Source organism: Arthrobacter glacialis, assembly GCF_002909415.1.
GTDB lineage: Bacteria > Actinomycetota > Actinomycetes > Actinomycetales > Micrococcaceae > Specibacter > Specibacter glacialis.
Genome location: NZ_PPXB01000013.1, coordinates 92429 through 108626, shown reverse-complemented (window position 1 = coordinate 108626; position 16198 = coordinate 92429). Strand labels below are relative to the sequence as shown.

Here is a 16198-nt window from a genome sequence, read left to right as displayed (position 1 = left end):
GGTGGTTAAGCGTTTGGCGTGTGATTAGTCGTCAAGGCCAAGGCTTTCATTAATCGCACTTTTGTAAAGGACAGCTTTTCCGCCGAAGACGGCCTGAACGCCACCGCTGACCTCAAAAACGCCTGTGGCGCCGAGTTTGCGGAGTTTGTCCTTGTCCACCTGGCTGGGGTCCTTGACGGAAACACGCAGCCGGGTGATGCAGGCATCCACGTCGTCCAGGTTCCCGGCCCCGCCCAGTGCGGCGAGAACCTGGGCGGCTTCGCGCTGAATGGGGGTGCCGGCTTCAGCGTCGCCTACTGTGGCGGGAACCAACTCGGCGTCGCCCGCGGAGGCGGTCTCGGCGTCGTTCCCCAGCGTGTCTTCCAAATGTCCGGGGGTACCGAACTTAAACTTCTTGATGAAGAACTTGAACGTGAAGTAGTACAGGAAGAACCACACGATGCCCACGGGGATGACCAGCAGCCAGTTGGTGCGGTCGTTGCCCTGGAACACACCGAAGAGCAGGAAGTCGATCAGGCCGCCGGAGAAGGTGTTGCCGATACTGATGTTCAGCAGGTCTGCAATCAGGAAGGACAGGCCGTCAAAGACCGCGTGAACCACGTAAAGGATGGGGGCCACAAAGAGGAACATGAACTCGATGGGTTCGGTGATGCCGGTGACGAAGGATGTCAGCGCAACCGATGCGAACAGACCCATGTACTTGGCGCGGCGACCCTTGGGGATGACGTGCCACATGGCCAGGCAGGCGCCCGGCAGGCCGAACATCATGGTGGCGAAACGGCCTGAGAAGAAGCGGGTGCCTTCTGTGAACAGTCCCACGTGGTTCGGATCGGCGAGCTGGGCGAAGAAGATCTTCTGGGCGCCAATCACCTGAACCCCGTTGACCATCTCGGTGCCGCCCAGCGGGGTGTACCAGAACATGGGGTAGATAATGTGGTGCAGGCCGGCGGCACCGCTGAGGCGCAGCAGCGACCCGTACAGGAACGTTCCGAAAGCGCCCATACTGGCGATTCCCGTGCCGGCGTTGACCAGCGCCAGCTGGACGGGGGGCCACACGAGGAAGAAGGCAGCGCCAACAAAGATGGCCGCAAAGGCCGTAACAATGGGGACAAAGCGGGATCCGCCAAAGAAGCCCAGGACGGCCGGCAACTGAATGTTGTGGAAGCGGTTGTGCAGCATGACAGCCACACCACCCACCACCAGTGCGCCAACCACACCGGTGTCAATCGCTGCGGCGTCGGGGGTAAAGATCCCCAAAAGTGACTTGATGGTGGCCACCATGACCAGGTACCCCACCACACCGGCCAGTGCGGCGGTTCCCTTGTCACGCTTGGCCAGACCAATGCACAGGCCGACGGCGAGCAGGATCGCCAGGTTGTCAAAGACCGTTGCGCCGGCGGCCGACATGACGCCGAAGATGCCCTGCAGGACATGGTTGTCCAGCACGGGGTAAGCCGCGACGGTGGTGGGGTTGGAGAGGGCCCCGCCGATACCCAGCAGCAAACCGGCTGCCGGCAGGATGGCGATCGGCAGCATGAATGCCTTGCCGATCTTTGAAAGTTGCTTGAACACTACAATTCCCTTCGCTCGTAGCTTGACGACGTCGTCGAAGCCAGAATCTGAGCCGAGGGGGACCATGCAGAAGAAACGCAGCTGGTGCGTGACGGGCGGCAACGTTGGCGGCCCACGCGAATTGCGCAGTCAGGATGGAACCTCGGACAAAGACAGACGGATCGCCCCTGCAAATTGCTGCGCGAGGCGTGGCGTCCCAGGTTATTGCCGAAAGTTACAATCCCGATGACAACCGCCAAAAGTGGCGGCGTGACAACCATACACGTGTGACGGGCATCTATGCCAAACAGGGTCCGAAATGAGCATTTTTCACCGCCGGAGTTGATACCCTCACGGCGGCACCCGGCGGTGGAGCTAAGGGGATTCGAACCCCTGGCCTCTTCGATGCGAACGAAGCGCGCTACCAACTGCGCCATAGCCCCTTGGCAGTGCGTGCACTGCCGTTTTCATAGACTAGTCCTGCAATCGGGTGGATTCCAAGGGATGACTCACGCCGAACCCGAAAGGGCCGTCAACTAACGTGGGTCATCGATTGCAGCCACTGCCCAAAGCTCTGCTGACCCACGGCATGCTCCGGAATCAAATTCTTGCCGAGCCGCAGGAACGTGCCAAAGGAGCCCGGCAGCGGCATAGTTGTCACGCGAGCCTTGCTGCCGGTGACGCCCTTCCACTCCTTCGCCAGCTCCGCCATGGCCTGCACTTCGGGCCCACCAGCGAGAACTGGCCTGTGCCCGGGATCCTCAACCAGTGCCTCCCCAACAAGCACACGCGCCACGTCCGCCGTCGCAATTGTTTGAAAGGAGACACCACGGAAGGCTGGAATGACACCAACTTTGGCACCTGCAGAAAAAATGCCCGCCAACAGATTGTGAAACTGGGTGGAATACACAACGCTTGTCGCCATGCCCGAGTGCTCGTAACTCAGGGCCCGCGCCGCCTGCGCCTGGTAGTAGCCCACGGAGCACTCCCCTGCCCTGACAATGGTCAGCAAAACGCACCGCTTAACGCCCGCCGCGGCGGCCGCGTTCAAGACAGCCACCGAGGTGACCGGCAGCGCCCGCAACCCAGCGCCGGATCGGGCATCCAGCGTCTCAACCAGCGCATCAACACCAAGCAGCCCCGCCGCAACGCCCTCGCCAGTGTGGAAGTCGCAGTGGACGTACTCCGCTCCCGCCACCCGCGCCTCGGCAGATGGAGGCCGCCGGGTCAATGAGCGCACCTTGTGCCCTCGGGCCAGAACCTCTTCAATAACGGCCCGGCCAGCCAGTCCCGTACCGCCTGCAACCGCAATCAAAACCATGGCTCAAACACTACGCCTAGAGGGACAAAACAGCCTCCCGAACGGGGAGTAGTTGTTGATGTTTTTGGAAAACATCAACAACTACTCCCCGTTCGGGAGGCTAAAAGTTTATTAGGCCCGACGGCGTTGGAGGACGTCGTCCAAATTGTTCAGGGCGTAGCTTCCGCGCTCCGAAGGAGCAATCGCCGACGGTGCAACCACAGCGGGCGCGACCACAACCGGGGCGCCCCGGCCGGGAACATCGGGAACAGCCGCAACGCCTTCGTGGTCACCGGCAACACCCACACCGGCCTGGTCAGCCTTGATGGAGGTGCCGGCGGATTTGGGGGCAATAGGAATAGCCAAAGGCTCGGCCTTCGACGCTGCGCGGGCGGCAGTCACGTAGCCGGGCACGGGGACCTCTACCGGCTCCCATGTTTCGACCTCCAACTCACCCTCAGCGAGGGTTTGGGTGTGTGCCAACTTGGCGTCGGCGGTTCCCTTGGCAGCAACGCGCAAAGCGGCAGCGCGCAATTCCTCTGCCGTGAGTGGTTTCTGCACAGGCGCCGGCGGAGCGCCTTCTGCACCATCAAAGAGTGTGGTCTCACGCAATTCCGGAGCGGGCGTGGAGGCCTGCGCGGAAGTCGCTCTTGCTGCATCATTTGCAGCAACTCGGGCGGCACGGCGAATATTTTGGTCACGCACAGCAAGCGTGCGGAGGCCTGCAATCACCAAGCCAAACACGGCGAGGGATGCCCAGGTCAAGCCGGAAGTGGTCACAGACAGCATGCTCAGCGCGCCGGAAATACCAGCCACCAGCAATGCCATGAGACCCAGGCAGGCAACCAGGGTTCTGCCCCAGCGGATTTTCAAAGGCTTGTCAGCTGGCGAGGGCACGACCGTTGAAGGTCCCGGCTCCACGTGGGTGTGGGCGTCGGAAGTAATGCTTTCCATTGACGTCTCCTGCAACTGCTGGATTGGGTGGGCTCGCAACACGTGTCCGGCCACATTTCAACCCTAGAGGGGAAACATGTCGCCACCGGCATTACTGGCGGTGTGTCGCAAGCTAAGGGAATAAATCTGACACTTCTTACATCCGATGTCGGTCAACCCACCACCTGATTCCTACCGGCTGGCCAACCACCGGGTCAGGATCCCCTCGGGGACCTCTTCAGCAGTGAGGGCAAAACTCCTATGGTCAGCCCACTGGCCGTTGATGTGCAGGTAACGAGGACGCAGGCCCTCATCCCTGAAGCCCAGCTTCTCCACCACACGCAAACTCGCCACGTTCTCCGGGCGGATGTTGATCTCCATGCGGTGCAGTCCTAGCTGCCGGAAGCAATGGTCCGTAGCCATGGCAACGGCCGTGGGAACAATGCCACGCCCGGCACGGTCCTGATCCACCCAATATCCCAAGGTGGCAGACATGGCTGATCCCCACATGATGGAGGAAACAGTCAGCTGACCCGCAATGGCCGGTTTTGACTTGCCCGGGACACGCTCAGTAATGATGAACGGCAATGCCGCCGCCTCACGCGCCTGCTGATTCAAGACCCGCACCATTCCACCAAAGGTGGGCAACTGGCCCTGGCTGGCAGGGTTGCTGGCCTCCCACGGCTGAAGCCAGGCAGCATTTCTGGCGCGTACCTGGCTCCACTCCGCCTTGTCACGAAGCTTGATGGGGCGCAGGACCAAATCGCCGCTTTCCAAGGTCACCGGCCAGATGGCCTGCCCCCACATGAACTTAGACCTGGAAGTCGGCTGTGAACTCGCCCAGCCATTCACGCAAGTCCGAGCCCAACTCTTCGTTTTCACAAGCCAAGGTCACCACTGCCTTGAGGTAGCTCAACTTGTCGCCAGTGTCATAGCGGCGGCCACGGAATACGACGCCATACACGCCCCCACCTTCGCCGTCCATCGTGGCCAGGGTCTGCAGCGCATCGGTGAGCTGGATTTCATCGCCACGGCCCGGAGGGGTGTTTTCCAGTACTTCAAAGACGGCCGGGTGGAGCACGTAGCGGCCAATGACGGCCAGGTTGGACGGTGCGTCCTCGATGGCCGGCTTCTCGACCAGGTGGTTGACGCGAACGTAGTCTTCGCCTTCAATGACTGTCATGTCGGCGCAACCGTACGAGGAGATCTTGTTCTGCGGAACCTCGATCAAGGCCACCACTGAGCCGCCGGTGCGTTCCTGCACGGCAATCATGGCGGTGAGCAGCTCATCGCGCTCGTCAATCAAGTCATCGCCGAGCAACACGGCAAACGGCTCGTTGCCCACATGGGTCTTGGCGCGCAACACTGCATGCCCCAACCCCTTGGGGTCGCCCTGGCGGACATAGTGGATCTCGCCCAAATCCGTGGCGTGCTGGACAGCGGCGAGGCGCTCGACGTCGCCCTTTTCCTGCAGCAACTGCTCGGTGACGGGAACCCTGTCAAAGTGGTCTTCAAGAGCCCGCTTATTGCGGCCTGTGATCATCAAAACGTCTGTCAGTCCGGCACTTACTGCCTCCTGGACAACATATTGGATGGCTGGTTTGTCAACAACAGGCAACATTTCCTTGGGCATGGCTTTGGTTGCTGGCAGGAATCGAGTGCCCAAACCGGCTGCGGGAATTACCGCTTTACGAACGCGCTGTGCAGGAGTCATGCCCCAAGGTTAGCGGAATTCCAAGCGAAATCATGGATAGTGTTGCTTAGGCCAGTATTCCCCACCTCGAGCGGACAGACATGAGCACAATGAGCAAAGCCGAGTGGAGGGCCCAAATCCGCGCCCAGCGCCAGTCCGTGGCGCCAGCCGCCGGCCCTGAGCTGGCCCGCGTGGGGCTTGACTGGTTGGCTTCCTTGGACATGTTGGCCCCAGCCGCTGCTGGCATGACCGCATGCGCCTACGTCTCCATGGGCCATGAACCACCAACTGCGCCGCTGCTAGAGGCGTGGACGGCGGCCGGGCACACGGTCTATGTTCCGGTATGCGAGCCCGAATATCGGCTGAGCTGGACTCTCTGGCACCCGGGAATCCAGATGGCCAAGAGCACCCTGGCACCGGTCATGGAACCAGTTGGCCCGCGACTCTCCTTTGCCGCACTGGGTTCGGTGGAAGCCATCCTGATTCCCGCACTAGCCGTGGACACAGCAGGTGTGCGTTTGGGGCAGGGTGGCGGCTACTACGACAGGTTCTTGGCCACCATTCCGGCTCTCCCCGTGGCCGCCGTGGTCTATGCCCATGAACTGGTGGCGCCGGGGCTGCTCCCCCATGATTTCCTCGATACACGAGTCACCCATGCACTCACTCCAGCCGGCTACCAACGCTGCGGCCCACCCCTAGGTAACGGGAATGCCCAGGAGCCCTGAGGCGTTCTAGCTTGCGATGGTAGAATTAGCGCTTGGGACCATGGACTGCCAGCCACGCGACTGGCGGTTAGGGTTCCAACGCATGTATCCAGGAGGAAAATTAGTGCCCACGTATGCCTACGCCTGCAAAGATTGCGGCCATGCTTTTGATATTCAGCAGTCATTTACCGATGACTCGTTGACTGTCTGCCCGGAATGCCGCGGAAATCTACGCAAGAAGTTCAACTCCGTTGGCGTCGTCTTCAAAGGCACCGGTTTCTACCGCACCGATTCCCGCTCCACCTCCAGCTCGGTGGCAGCTACGGCAAGCACCAGCTCAGAGCCGGCCCCGGCAAGCAGTTCCGCTGGCAGCAGTTCAAGTTCCAGCAGCACCTCCAACAGCGCAGCGCCAGCCAAGGCCGCCACTGTTGGTGCCGCCTAGTATCACGGAGATTTGGGCTCTCGTCGGGCTCTCTTCCATCCTTTAGTTCCTCCACAGGGACAGCTGTGCCATGCACTGTCCACAATAGGGCGAGAGCCACTTTTGCGGGCGGGCGCGTACCCTTAGCGTGGGTGCATGAAAGCAAATCGTGTTCCCGCACCTCCGCCCACGTACCCAGGACCTGCGTGGCGATCCCGACATTGGTCGGGACGGACATCACCACAAACAGCATGGGGGAAATTCTTTCGTCTGGTGATGCGCCGACGAAGACTTGTGGCAGCTCTGCTGCTGTGTGCGGCAGCCGCCATTGCTGTTGAGCAGCTAACCCCTGCTAGTCCTCCCACAACCACCGTTTTGCTTGCTGCGCGGGACCTTCCTGCCGGGCATGTTCTCAGCCCATCCGATCTTGGTCAATCCGCAGTCAGCCCGGCCATGGTGCCAGACGGCTCATTGCTACCAGAATCTGTCCTATCGCCAGAAAATGGCACAACCACCGCGTGGACGGGCCGGCAGCTTTCAGGGCCCGTCCGCCGCGGAGAAGTCCTCACCGACGCCTCGTTGCTGGGTAACGAACTACTAGTGGGTGCACCACCTGGCAGTCAGGCAGTCCCGGTTCGGTTGAGCGATCCCACCACTGTGACGTTGCTGCGCCAAGGACAGCTGGTGACAGTGGTTTTGAGCAGCAGTGCAGGACTGGACGGGCCAGTCACCAATGAAGTGCTCGCCAGTGATGTTCCCGTTCTCTGGACACCCGCCCTGGCTCCTCAAAGCGGCGGACTTCTTCCCGCCCAAGAGAATGAGGGGATTGTGGTGGTTGCTGCCTCTCCCGAACAGGCGGTACCGTTGGCCGGCGCCATCAACCGGGGGAAAGTGTTCCTGATACTGCTGAACTGACGCTCCCCCGGAATCGGTGCTACTGGCCGCGGGCAGCCTTGGCGGCAGCAAAGTACCTGGTACTGGCAGGCAGGTAGCAAAGACCCACGGCCACGCCGCCCAGAACAAGCTGCGCCACAGTTGCCAGGCCTGCCGGGAAGCTGATGCCGACCAACTGGATCAACGTCAGTGCCACCAGGACAGCAGCCGTTGACCGCGCCCATGACCGGCCGCGCAGTAGGAAGAAACTGATGAAGAGGTAGGCTCCCACCGTCACAACACCAGCCATGATCACCGTTAGCAAGCCCATGTTGCGCATCAATTCCAGGCTGGGCACGTCCCCGCTCATGACATCGATCTGCGCTTGGATGGCGGCAAGCCGTTCAGGAGAGGATGCATAGATCAGGCCAAAAATGCTCGCAACAATCTGCACAACGGCGCAAAGTCCCAAGAGTCTGGCTGCAACTTTAACAAGCCCTGGAGTTTCCGGCATGGACGCCCCGGGGTTCTTGTCCACGAATGCGCCCATTCCTGGAATTTGTGGCGAAGTAGCCATGGTGATCCTTTTAGTCTTTAGCCCCAGTGCGGGGGTTTGTTCTCGCGCAGCCATTCGTCATGGCCCTTGGCTGTGGGTGTGTCGCCCCAGGTGTGGTCGGCGTCGTGCGGAGCTACCTTGGGCAAGACGCCCGAATCCGATGACGGTGCCAAGTCGCCGGCCGCCTCCTGAGCGGACTCTGCAGCCGGTTCGGCCATGGCCTCGGCAGTGGTTTCAGCCGCTGACTCAGTCTCGTTCATATTCGCAGCCTGCTCACTCACTGACTTCTCGCTTTCAGCACTCACTAAATCTTGTTCCAGTTCCGGCGCCATGTCCTCGCTCTGGGTTTCCCCGGGCGCTTCGACTGCGTCGTTGTTTGTCTCGGCGGCTGTTCCGCTGCGCCGCCGCGAACGGGGCGAATCGATCACGGCCGTCATTGACGTATCCAAGGAGGTGCCCATCAGGGAGGCCAGATCGGCGTCGCCAGCTGTGGAGGACAGGCCCAGGAAACGGCCAATTTGGTCGGCACAACTCGAGGGATCCGTGAAGACTTCAATGGTCCACAGCGGAACGTAGCGCCAACCCAGGCGTTCCAGCATCTCGGGCCGCAGGCGACTCCGCTCACGCACACTCATGTTCTGGTATTTGGCGGTGCCATCCGATTCAACTGCCACAGGGACAGGGATCTCATGCTCGGCGCGGCCCAACAACTGGATGGGATCCGGGGCTGCCGCCATGTCCAGGGCGCCGTCGTAGTGGTGCCACACGCGGGCCCCGCGGGCACGGAGCCTGTCGGCAAGGTCGGCCACCAAGGGGTCTTCACCCGTGATCCGTTCGCTGTCCTGGGCGCGCGATGCGGGTGTGCCCAACAACGAATTCCCGGCCAGTTCACGGTCCAGCAGCTCAAAGAAGTCGGTGGCGCCGTAGCTCAAACGCTGCTCGTCCAGATCCTCGGGACGGAAGCAGGTCAAGATGTGGATATGAGTCCGGGCACGGGTCATGGCCAGCGCAAACTTGGCGCGGCCATCAGGCTCGGACAACGGACCAAAGCCATGCAGGGCGCGGCCATGGGGTGTCCGGCCATAACCTAGGGAGAAGATAACCCTGTCCCTGACCAAGCCGGCAGCCCTGTCCACCGTGACCACACGGAAAGACTCAGGACCGGATGCGAAGAACTCGCCCAGCAAAGGATGGTTGGCCATGTGGATCCGGATGGCCTGCGCCACACGTACCGCGTGGCGGTCACTGGCAGTAATAACCGCCAACGACTCGCGCGGACGTACCCTGGCGTGTTCAAACACCAGGTCCACAACGCGGTTCACCTCAGCCACCACTGACTCGACACCACCGTCGCCAGCACCCGGCAGGCCCTTGCCGTCAGGCAGGTAGTCCACGGTGAGTGAGCGTTCAAGGCCAGTCACGGCGCGGCCATCGGGCAGGCGTTCGAGCTGGGCGTCGTAGAAACCATTGCTGAGCTGGCGGACCAACTCTTCATCCACGGCACGGTAGGAAACCGTCAGGCGGTGGCGCGGCAACACGCGCGACAGTGCACCAAAAACGCTTTCCAGTGGGTGTTGCTCGCTGCCGCGCTGCGACGGTGAGCTGACAGCCACGGTGAAACTCTTGGGGCAGGCTGTTTGCTCATCCCCAAAGGCAACCACTTGGTCGGCACGGGCCAACGCTGGCAGGGCCGATTGCAATGATGTTGATTCGGCATCCAGGATAATCACTGCATCAAAGCGGTAATCGGAGGGGATTGCCGTGGGCACCACCAGGGGGCTCAGCACAAACACGGGAGCCAAGTTGCGCAACAAGTCCGGCGCTTGAGCACTCAGTGCGGCCAAGGAAACCCGGCCATCCTTCAAAACGTTGCGCAGCATTTCGCCCTGGCGGTTGCGGCCAGCCAGGATTTCAGTCCACTGCTGCGCCAAACGCCAGCGAATGCGGCCGGGCCCGGAGGCAACATGGGTTTGGTCAGCCAAGCGGAACTCGGCCTCCAAACGGCGCAGGTTGGCGCCGTCGGACATGGCAAGGTATTCATCCCCGCTAATCATCGCCTCAAGGGCAGACTGCCACCACGCCAATTCAAGCTCTGACCCGGTCTGCTCGGCGGGAACCTCACGGTGAGCCAGATCAGCCAGCAATTCGCCCAGTCCCTGCTCGCGCAGGCCGTCCAGCAACAGTGTGCGCTCAGGCAGCGTCTCCAACGTTTCCTTGGACGCCACCAAGGCCTCCAGACGGCCAACCAGCTCGCCAGCGTTGAAGTTCAGCAGGTCACCGCCATCCACTGTGCGCTCCAGAACCGCACCCAAGGTCAGCAGCTTCTCCCGCAGTGCCGCATAGCTTCGGTTCAGCTCGGCCAGGCCCGAAGGTACCGTGGGGTGGCGCTTGCTGGTGGCGGCCTCGGCCCACAGGGCACTCTGCTCATTCACCAGAACCAATGACTCATGCAGATCGGCAATGTGAACGCCCGGGCGCACCAAGTCCTTGGCGTTGCGGCGGAACCGTGCACGCTGCAGGGCAGGCATTTCGATGCCGCGCTCACGCCGCCAGGCAGCCGTGGCGGTGGCAGCGATCATGTCTTCGGTGGACCAGTCAAAAATATCGGCGTTGAACTTGTCCAAGCTCTCGCGGATGGCCACCAGCATGTTCAGTTGAAGGCCCCAGTCGGCAAAGGTAACGCCCTGGGTGATCTGGCCAAATTCAGCCACCTCGCGCATCTTGGCGGCAAAGAGGGGAACCTGCTCATGGAGCTGCTCGGCCAGTGAGTAGGCCACTTCAGTTTCCTTGCGGGTGACCATGCGGGCACCGTGCCAGGCACTACTCACGGCCACCTGGCTAAACGCGCCCAAGGCCGCGGCACGGCGCAAACGCCCTGTCAGTTCCTTGCGGTCACGGATGCTGTCCAACACGCTGCGCTTGAGCCGCACAGTGGTGGCCGGTGCCGGATGTATGGAGGTCAGCTCCGCCAGCGACTGCATGGCCTGATACGGTGAGCAGCCCCACCGCTCGCGGACATTGTGCAGGCTCGCCACGTGGTCCACCAGCTGGTGCCGGTGATCAACCAAGGTCTCGTGCAGATTGGCCAGCTTGGGCTCAACAGCTTTTTCGTTGCGTGTGATGGCACGAATGAGCTGGGATTTGATTTGTTGCGGCCCGCTTTGGGCGCTGAGCTGGAGCATCAAGGAGTCCAGATCATGCTCGGTGAGGATCTGGGCCAACTCGTTCAGCGTGCCGCGACGTTCGCCCACCACCAAAACGCTCTTGCCGTCATGGACCAGCTGGGCAATCGCATTGATGGCTGTTTGGGTTTGCCCGGTGCCCGGAGGGGTTGAGACCAGCACCGAATCCCCTGCACGGATCATGTCCAGCACGTATTGCTGTTGCCGATCGGCGTCGCGCACCAGGATTTCATCCTCCGGACGGCGATCATCCAAGGACGTGAACCTGGAAAAGTCCGGTTCCAGTTCAACCGGAAGGACATCGTCCTCACTGTGACGCTGCAACAGCTCCAGCAGTTCACTGCCCGCCATCAGGGCAGGGTCGCTCAGGTTGTCATTGAGGAAGCCAAAGCTGGAAACCACCAGCTCATGCTCCACGGTGGACCCTGAAATGGGTGCCAGCATGTTCCGGACGCGATCCAGCACGGGGGTGGGATCAAAGCGTGCGGTGCTGTACGCGAGCCGGCCCAGAGCGGCAGCATCAACGTGGATGTTGGTGTGTTCGCTCAGGTGCTTGACCAGCGCGGGATTGATCTGTGCCTGCTCCATGAGCTGGAGTTCGTAGTCGTCCTGGCCCGGACGCACCGTCAGTGCGACTGCGGCCAGCAGCACGGGTGCATTGACTGCCTCATGGTCATCGCCCAAGGCAGACCACCGGGCCATCCCGGCGGCGAGGTAGCCGACGTCGATCCCGCGATCGGTACTCAGCTCAAAGATCTTGGCCCGCAACGCAGCGGCGGCCCGCTTGGCAGCTGCGTAGTGTTCGGGTTCGCGAATCAGCGTGGATAGCCGGGTTTTGCGGCCAGCCAAGAGCTGCGCCAGTCCGGAGGGGTGGGCGTGCGTGAGGCTGATGCTGCCATGCTCGGTTTTTACGAAGGCAAGGGCGGTATCGGCTCCGGAATAGGAATCCAATCCAGCAAGCCAGGATTGGAGTTCAGGTGAACTCACATTGAGGCTTGCAACTTCGGACACGGGTGCCTTCTTCTCTGCACTTGAGCGAAACGGTCTTGACCATACTGACATGCAATTTAGGCTATCGCCCCTAGCCTTTTAATGCCTGTTCGGCACACTGGGGAGCACCAAATAAAGCCAGAAAAACGGCTTTTCCGGTACTCCCCAGTGGTCCTGTGGGTTTTACTCCCACTCAATGGTTCCCGGCGGCTTGGACGTGACGTCCAAAACAACGCGGTTTACGCCTTCCACCTCATTGGTGATTCGGTTGGAGATCTTGGCCAGCAGATCGTACGGAAGGCGTGACCAGTCAGCCGTCATGGCGTCCTCGGAGGACACCGGACGGAGCACAATGGGGTGACCGTAGGTACGGCCGTCACCCATGACGCCCACGCTGCGCACATCGGCGAGCAGCACTACGGGCATCTGCCACACTTCATTGTCCAGGCCGGCAGCTGTGAGCTCGGCGCGGGCAATGGCATCAGCCTTGCGCAGCAGTTCCAGGCGTTCGCCGGTGATTTCGCCGACGATGCGGATACCTAGGCCGGGGCCGGGGAACGGCTGGCGGCCAACGATTTCGGCAGGCAGGCCCAGTTCGGCGCCCACGGCACGGACCTCGTCCTTGAACAAGGCACGCAACGGCTCAACGAGCTCAAAGCGCAGGTCCTCGGGCAGACCGCCTACGTTGTGGTGGCTCTTGATGTTGGCTGCGCCTTCACCACCGCCGGATTCAACAACATCGGGGTAGAGGGTGCCCTGAACCAGGAACTTGATCTCTTCGCCTTCTGAAGCTGCCTCGGCCATGATGGCGCGTTCTGCTTCTTCGAAGGCGCGGATGAATTCGCGGCCAATGATCTTGCGCTTGGTCTCCGGATCGGAAACACCGGCAAGGGCGTTCAGGAAGCGGTCCTGCTCGTTGGCAACGTACAGCTTGGCGCCGGTGGAGGCTACGAAGTCGAGCTCAACCTGCTCGGCCTCACCCTGACGGAGCAAGCCGTGGTTGACGAAGACGCAGGTGAGTTGGTCGCCCACAGCGCGCTGCACCAGGGCGGCGGCCACGGCAGAGTCAACGCCACCAGAAAGACCACAAATGACCTTTGCGCTGCCAATCTGCTCGCGGATGCGATCAACCTGCTCGTCCAGGATGCTGTTGGCAGTCCAGTTCTTTTCCAGCTTGGCGCCGTTGAACAGGAAGTTCTCCAACACGGTCTGGCCGAACTCGGAGTGCTTGACCTCGGGGTGCCACTGGACACCGAAGAGGCACTTTTCCTCATTGGCAAAGGCGGCAACGGGTGCGCCAGCTGAGGACGCGAGGACGTCGAAGCCCTCGGGCGCCTGCTGGACGCTGTCACCATGGCTCATCCAGGTGGTTTGCACGTCACCTGTGGAGCTGAGGATGGAGCGGCTTTCGCCAACCAGGGAAACGTTTGTTGCACCGTATTCGCGCGAACCTGTTTCGGCGACGGTACCGCCCAAGGCAGCAGCCATGGCTTGGAAACCATAGCAAATACCCAAGACCGGAATGCCGGTTTCGAACAGGTCAGCACCAACGCTGGGTGCGCCCTCTGCGTAGACACTTGAAGGTCCACCGGAGAGAATAATGGCAGCTGGGTTTTTGGCCAGCAACTGCGCAGTTGTATAGGTATGCGGCACGATTTCCGAGTACACATTGGCCTCACGCACACGGCGCGCAATCAACTGGGCATACTGGGCACCGTAGTCCACAACCAGGACGGGCTTCTGGGAAGTCTGGGCCGTAGCGGGATTAGTCACCCTTCAATCTTAACCCACGCCGCAGCCAGCTTGCTGCGCACCCCCAGTTTGAGTGACCAGCACCTCAAATTTCCCAGCGCTATCGCAGCTATGGGACTTAAACCCGGAACGCTCCTGCAGTTGTGCAGGAGCGTTCCGAAAAACCCACCCACGTCTGCAGGAGCGTCAGGCGGTGGAGCGTGTGGGATGCTGCCGCTTAGGGTTCGACGGCGATTGGCTCTAGTAGCGTTTGCCGGCCTTTGGATTGGCGGCAACCTCTGCCAGCACTTCCTTGTGAACCTTGCCTTCAACAATGAAGGACAGGAACGGCACCACGCCGCCCAGGGCAATGAGTACCAGCTTGCCAAACGGCCAGCGCATGAGAGTCCACAGGCGGAAGTCGGCAATCAAGTACACAACGTACATCCAGCCATGAACAATCAGAACCATAGTGGACAGGTTCACGCCGCCGGTGATCGCCATGGCGCCACCGTCAACGTTCACCAAGCCAAAGCCGTGGGACTCGCCCGTGATGGAGTTGGTGCCACCAGCCACCAGAACGCTGCTGAAGGCGTAGCGCAGCACCAGTTCAACCACCAGCAGCAGGAGCATGGCACCTGTTGCGTAGGCCAGCACCTTGTAAAACTTCAGTGCCGTCATGATCTGGGCAGGGGTGCCGCCAAAGCGTCGCTTCGGGGTTGCAGCATTGGTCGATGCTGCCGGGGCGCCGCTCGATTTGGGCTCGGTCACTTTGTTACCTCTTTGGTCGTATCTTCATCGGGGGTGTCGTCGTCCGGGTATTCCAGGTCGTAGAGTGCGTCTTGGTCGCGGCGGTAGTCATCGGCCACCAAACGCCACCACAGGAACAAAGCAAAGCCGGCGAAGACTACCCATTCAATCGCGTAGAAAATGTTCAGCCAGTTGACCTTGTCATTTTGGTCCGTTGCGGTGACAGTAATCGGCAGCAGTCCCGAGGACTGTGCTGAGGCGCCAACGTCTGCACCGTTCGCCATCTCGTGGCGCGAGACCACAAATGCGGCGTAGGTGGTTACGTTCCACATGTTTGTCAGCTCGGCGCTGGAGAGTGCACTGACTTGGCCGGCGGGGAGATCCGGTGCCAGCACTGGACCTTCGGAGTTCAGCAACCTGCCTTCAAGCTGGACGGTTCCGCTGGGTGCGCTGGGCTGTTTGTCAGGTGATGCAATCCAGCCGCGGGCCACGGGAATCACCACTTCCTTAGTTGCCGCTACACCTGAGAGCGTTGGGGCTCCGTCCACCACAAAGGCCGTGACAACCCAGTAGCCAACGTCGCCGTCCTGTACGCGCTCGGGGACCAGGACTTGTTTTGCGGGGTCAAAGTGGCCGCTGGTGGTCACCAACTGGCCCTCAATGTCGCCGGTCAGGGGCTCACCCGGAACCATGATGTTCAGCAGAGGCTGAACCTTCTCTGTCACTGTGGGAGGAGCCACGTCTTTTTCCAGCGAGCGGGAGAACTGCCACTGGCTCAGCAGGACTAAGACGGCGGAAACGGCCAACGCAAATACCAGCGCGGCTATCCATTTGGGCTTAACGGCAGTTTTCAACACCCTTCAACGTTACTTCGTCACCGTGTAGAACAACGAATGCGCCTGGAAACCCGGACCTGCCTGAGCCCACGCGCCAGCGGCTGAAATTTGGGAGGAGCTGGGTGGGCCCCCGCGCCCGAGGGCCCCGCCGCGAGCCTGCGAGTGGTGGGAGGGCGTGGGGCCTAGTGGTCGAAGAAAATCAATGACGAGTTGATGAGTTCGGCAATAACCTCGGGATCGTGGGCCCGGCGCAGGGATTCACGGTAGTTTTCCTTGAACAAGGACCTGGCTAGCGTGGCCAGCACCTCCAGGTGCGCGGAGAATGAGCTGGCGGGCGTGGCAATGAGCAAGATCACCGTGGCGGGGCCGTCAACGGCACCAAAATCGAGGCTGTGGTCAAACTTGGTGATGCCCACGGCGATGGAGATTTCATTGACGAACTCGCTGCGCGCGTGTGGCAGGCCAATACCTCCGGGGAGTCCAGTAGCCATCTGATGCTCGCGGGAGTTGACGTCGCGCAAGAAACCGTCAAGATCGGAGATTCGGCCGTGCTCAAAGAGTTTCGCGGCCAATTGGGCGGTTCCGTCTTCTTTCGAGTCGGCTACCATTTCCAAAATAACCAAGTTGGGGTTGGTTAGTTCAGTTTCATAGCGTTCCAGCGAACCCGATGTCATCAGT

The 16198-nt window shown here is 61.1% G+C and carries 14 protein-coding genes, 1 tRNA gene and 1 pseudogene; 3 read left to right on the top strand and 13 right to left on the bottom strand.

The genetic code is table 11. The features are described 5' to 3' along the window. Positions 1–24 precede the first annotated feature (24 nt). The 6 genes from CVS28_RS15200 to galU form a co-directional block, all read right to left on the bottom strand. Positions 25–1572, bottom strand: a complete 1548-nt coding sequence (locus CVS28_RS15200; RefSeq protein ID WP_103464787.1) for a PTS transporter subunit EIIC — start codon at positions 1570–1572, stop codon at positions 25–27. 349 nt (positions 1573–1921) lie between these two features. Beyond that, positions 1922–1994, bottom strand: a tRNA-Ala gene (locus CVS28_RS15195). An 89-nt stretch (positions 1995–2083) separates the two neighbouring features. Next, positions 2084–2872 carry an SDR family oxidoreductase gene (locus tag CVS28_RS15190; RefSeq protein ID WP_103482043.1) on the bottom strand — a complete coding sequence of 263 codons (789 nt, stop codon included), beginning with the start codon at positions 2870–2872 and terminating at the stop codon, positions 2084–2086. A 111-nt stretch (positions 2873–2983) separates the two neighbouring features. Next, the gene (locus CVS28_RS15185) at positions 2984–3805 is read right to left on the bottom strand and encodes a hypothetical protein (protein ID WP_103482042.1); all 822 of its coding nucleotides are present in this window, start codon (positions 3803–3805) and stop codon (positions 2984–2986) included. A 171-nt stretch (positions 3806–3976) separates the two neighbouring features. After that, positions 3977–4591, bottom strand: coding sequence for a GNAT family N-acetyltransferase (locus tag CVS28_RS15180; RefSeq protein ID WP_103464790.1), 615 nt, complete (start codon positions 4589–4591; stop codon positions 3977–3979). Positions 4592–4595: 4 nt separating this feature from the next. Beyond that, positions 4596–5498, bottom strand: a complete 903-nt coding sequence (gene galU, locus CVS28_RS15175; protein WP_103464791.1) for a UTP--glucose-1-phosphate uridylyltransferase GalU — start codon at positions 5496–5498, stop codon at positions 4596–4598. 80 nt (positions 5499–5578) lie between these two features. Here galU and CVS28_RS15170 point away from each other — a divergent pair, with 80 nt between their 5' ends. Both CVS28_RS15170 and CVS28_RS20200 read left to right on the top strand, forming a co-directional pair. Further along, entirely contained in the window at positions 5579–6202 is a 624-nt protein-coding gene (locus CVS28_RS15170) for a 5-formyltetrahydrofolate cyclo-ligase (protein ID WP_103482041.1), read from the top strand. Between the two features lie 16 nt (positions 6203–6218). After that, a pseudogene (locus CVS28_RS20200) lies at positions 6219–6398 on the top strand (FmdB family zinc ribbon protein); the annotation flags it as partial. Positions 6399–6460: 62 nt separating this feature from the next. On the opposite strand, the gene CVS28_RS20195 reads toward CVS28_RS20200, so the two are convergent. Next, positions 6461–6607: a hypothetical protein gene (locus CVS28_RS20195; RefSeq protein WP_243399919.1), complete on the bottom strand. Its 147-nt coding sequence runs from the start codon at positions 6605–6607 to the stop codon at positions 6461–6463. 289 nt (positions 6608–6896) lie between these two features. Between CVS28_RS20195 and CVS28_RS15160 the strand changes: the two genes are divergently transcribed. Then, positions 6897–7517, top strand: a complete 621-nt coding sequence (locus CVS28_RS15160) for an RcpC/CpaB family pilus assembly protein (RefSeq protein ID WP_243399915.1) — start codon at positions 6897–6899, stop codon at positions 7515–7517. A gap of 19 nt (positions 7518–7536) precedes the next feature. Here the strand turns inward: CVS28_RS15160 and CVS28_RS15155 are convergent, their stop codons facing one another. The 6 genes from CVS28_RS15155 to CVS28_RS15130 all read right to left on the bottom strand — a co-directional run bounded on the left by CVS28_RS15155 (position 7537) and on the right by CVS28_RS15130 (position 16194). Further along, complete coding sequence (locus tag CVS28_RS15155; RefSeq protein ID WP_133159165.1) at positions 7537–8052, bottom strand: hypothetical protein; 516 nt, start codon at positions 8050–8052, stop codon at positions 7537–7539. Between the two features lie 17 nt (positions 8053–8069). Then, positions 8070–12275 (bottom strand): DUF4011 domain-containing protein, encoded by a 4206-nt coding sequence (locus tag CVS28_RS15150; RefSeq protein ID WP_103482039.1) that lies wholly within the window; start codon positions 12273–12275, stop codon positions 8070–8072. A 111-nt stretch (positions 12276–12386) separates the two neighbouring features. Further along, a complete protein-coding gene (gene guaA, locus CVS28_RS15145) occupies positions 12387–13976 on the bottom strand; it encodes a glutamine-hydrolyzing GMP synthase (protein WP_103482038.1) in 1590 nt (529 codons plus the stop codon). A 219-nt stretch (positions 13977–14195) separates the two neighbouring features. Then, positions 14196–14705, bottom strand: a complete 510-nt coding sequence (locus CVS28_RS15140) for a DUF3817 domain-containing protein (protein ID WP_370739473.1) — start codon at positions 14703–14705, stop codon at positions 14196–14198. Continuing rightward, complete coding sequence (locus CVS28_RS15135; protein WP_103482037.1) at positions 14702–15541, bottom strand: SURF1 family protein; 840 nt, start codon at positions 15539–15541, stop codon at positions 14702–14704. The genes CVS28_RS15140 and CVS28_RS15135 overlap by 4 nt, the downstream gene beginning before the upstream one ends. A 161-nt stretch (positions 15542–15702) precedes the next feature. Further along, positions 15703–16194 carry a PTS sugar transporter subunit IIA gene (locus tag CVS28_RS15130; RefSeq protein ID WP_103464799.1) on the bottom strand — a complete coding sequence of 164 codons (492 nt, stop codon included), beginning with the start codon at positions 16192–16194 and terminating at the stop codon, positions 15703–15705. Between the last annotated feature and the right edge of the window lie 4 nt (positions 16195–16198).

What these genes read in the sequence shown, in the direction of transcription:
- CVS28_RS15130 (WP_103464799.1), bottom strand. Translation starts at nt 16,194, where the DNA reads ATGACATCGGGTTCGCTGGAACGCTATGAAACTGAACTAACCAACCCC.
- CVS28_RS15190 (WP_103482043.1), bottom strand. Translation starts at nt 2,872, where the DNA reads ATGGTTTTGATTGCGGTTGCAGGCGGTACGGGACTGGCTGGCCGGGCC.
- CVS28_RS15185 (WP_103482042.1), bottom strand. Translation starts at nt 3,805, where the DNA reads ATGGAAAGCATTACTTCCGACGCCCACACCCACGTGGAGCCGGGACCT.
- CVS28_RS15170 (WP_103482041.1), top strand. Translation starts at nt 5,579, where the DNA reads ATGAGCACAATGAGCAAAGCCGAGTGGAGGGCCCAAATCCGCGCCCAG.
- CVS28_RS15180 (WP_103464790.1), bottom strand. Translation starts at nt 4,591, where the DNA reads ATGTGGGGGCAGGCCATCTGGCCGGTGACCTTGGAAAGCGGCGATTTG.
- CVS28_RS15155 (WP_133159165.1), bottom strand. Translation starts at nt 8,052, where the DNA reads ATGGCTACTTCGCCACAAATTCCAGGAATGGGCGCATTCGTGGACAAG.
- CVS28_RS15150 (WP_103482039.1), bottom strand. Translation starts at nt 12,275, where the DNA reads ATGTCAGTATGGTCAAGACCGTTTCGCTCAAGTGCAGAGAAGAAGGCA.
- galU (WP_103464791.1), bottom strand. Translation starts at nt 5,498, where the DNA reads ATGACTCCTGCACAGCGCGTTCGTAAAGCGGTAATTCCCGCAGCCGGT.